The following is a 2,043-nucleotide window of genomic DNA, read 5'->3' as shown; positions in this document are numbered from 1 at the left end:
CGACGACAAGGGCAACGACTTCTTCCAGGACCCCTCGCCGCAGCAGCCGACGTTCACCTCGATCCCGGTGCGGGGGCCGGGGCTGGCGTAGCACCCCGCGAAGGGGCGGCGGCGGTCGAGGAGTTCGGCTCCCGCCGCCGCCCCTCGCTCCACCGCCGCCCTTCGCTCCACCGTTCCCCTCGCTCCACCGCCGCCCCTTCCCTCCGGGCGGCGGTGGAGCGAGGGGAACGGTGGAGCGAAGGGCGGCGGTGGAGCGAGGGGCGGCGGCGGGAGCCGAACTCCTCGACCGCCGCCGCCCCTTCGCGGGGTGCTACGCCAGCCCCGGCCCCCGCACCGGGATCGAGGTGAACGTCGGCTGCTGCGGCGAGGGGTCCTGGAAGAAGTCGTTGCCCTTGTCGTCGACGACGACGAACGCCGGGAAGTCCTCGACCTCGATCTTCCAGACCGCCTCCATGCCGAGCTCCTCGTACTCCAGGACCTCGACCTTCTTGATGCAGTCCTGGGCGAGCCGGGCGGCCGGTCCGCCGATCGAGCCGAGGTAGAAGCCGCCGTGCGCGTCGCACGCGTCGGTGACCTGCTTGCTGCGGTTGCCCTTGGCGAGCATCACCTTGGAGCCGCCGGCCGCCTGGAACTGCTCGACGTAGGAGTCCATCCGGCCGGCCGTCGTCGGGCCGAAGGAGCCGGACGCGTAGCCCTCGGGGGTCTTGGCCGGGCCGGCGTAGTACACCGGGTGGTCCTTGAGGTACTGCGGCATCCCCTCGCCCGCGTCCAGCCGCTCCTTGATCTTGGCGTGCGCGATGTCGCGGGCGACGACCAGCGGGCCGGTGAGGGAGAGGCGGGTCTTCACCGGGTACTTGGTGAGCTCCGCGAGGATGGCGTCCATCGGCTGGTTCAGGTCGATCCGGACGACGTCCCCGGACTCGTCGAGCTGCTCGTCCGTCGTCTCCGGCAGGAACCGCGCCGGGTCCGTCTCCAGCTGCTCCAGGAAGACGCCCTCGGCGGTGATCTTCGCGACGGCCTGGCGGTCGGCGGAGCAGGAGACCGCGATCGCGACCGGGCAGGACGCGCCGTGCCGCGGCAGCCGCACCACGCGGACGTCGTGGCAGAAGTACTTGCCGCCGAACTGCGCGCCGATGCCGATCCTCTGGGTCAGCTCGAAGACCTTCTCCTCCAGCTCCTTGTCGCGGAAGCCGTGGCCCAGCGGGGAACCCTCGTCCGGGATCTCGTCGAGGTAGTGCGCCGAGGCGTACTTCGCGGTCTTCAGCGCGTACTCGGCGGACGTGCCGCCGACCACGATCGCCAGGTGGTACGGCGGACAGGCGGCCGTGCCGAGCGAACGGATCTTCTCCTCCAGGAACTTCATCATGGAGGACTCGTTCAGGACGGCCTTGGTCTCCTGGTAGAGGAAGCTCTTGTTGGCGGAGCCGCCGCCCTTGGCCATGAACAGGAACTTGTAGGCGCCGCCGTCGGTGGCGTACAGCTCGATCTGGGCGGGGAGGTTGGAACCGGTGTTCTTCTCCTCCCACATGGTCAGGGGCGCCATCTGGGAGTAGCGCAGGTTGAGGTTCCGGTACGCGTCGTAGATGCCCCGGGACAGGGCCTCCTCGTCGCCGCCCCCGGTGAGGACGTTCTGGCCGCGCTTGCCCATGACGATCGCGGTGCCGGTGTCCTGGCACATGGGGAGCACGCCGGCCGCCGCGATGTTGGCGTTCTTCAGCAGGTCCAGGGCGACGAACTTGTCGTTGGCCGACGCCTCGGGGTCGTCGATGATGCGGCGCAGCTGGGCGAGGTGGGCGGGGCGCAGGTAGTGCTGGATGTCGCGGATGGCCTCCTCGGCGAGCTTGCGCAGCGCCTCCGGCTCCACCTTGAGGAAGGTCCGCCCGTCGGCCTCGAAGGTGGAGACACCCTCGGAGGTCACCAGCCGGTAGGGGGTGGTGTCCTCTCCCATGGGGAGCAGATCGGCGTACTCGAACTCAGGCATCTCGCCCATTCCTCACTCGACAGACGGCCGCCCGCCGACGTTGGCGGGCGGCCGTCTGTCGA

General features: G+C 70.1%; 1 protein-coding gene. It reads right to left on the bottom strand.

The window, feature by feature from the left end; all coding sequences use genetic code 11:
- Positions 1–310 precede the first annotated feature (310 nt).
- Positions 311–1,981: a fumarate hydratase gene (locus tag AOK18_RS18610; protein WP_055575104.1), complete on the bottom strand. Its 1,671-nt coding sequence runs from the start codon at positions 1,979–1,981 to the stop codon at positions 311–313.
- Positions 1,982–2,043: the final 62 nt, after the last annotated feature.

It is taken from the genome of Streptomyces prasinopilosus, from assembly GCF_001419695.1.
Classification (GTDB): Bacteria; Actinomycetota; Actinomycetes; order Streptomycetales; family Streptomycetaceae; genus Streptomyces; species Streptomyces prasinopilosus.
This window is presented reverse-complemented; position numbering and strand designations above follow the sequence as displayed.

Excerpts from the sequence above, each read along its gene's own strand:
- AOK18_RS18610 (WP_055575104.1), bottom strand. The coding sequence starts at position 1,981 with ATGCCTGAGTTCGAGTACGCCGATCTGCTCCCCATGGGAGAGGACACC.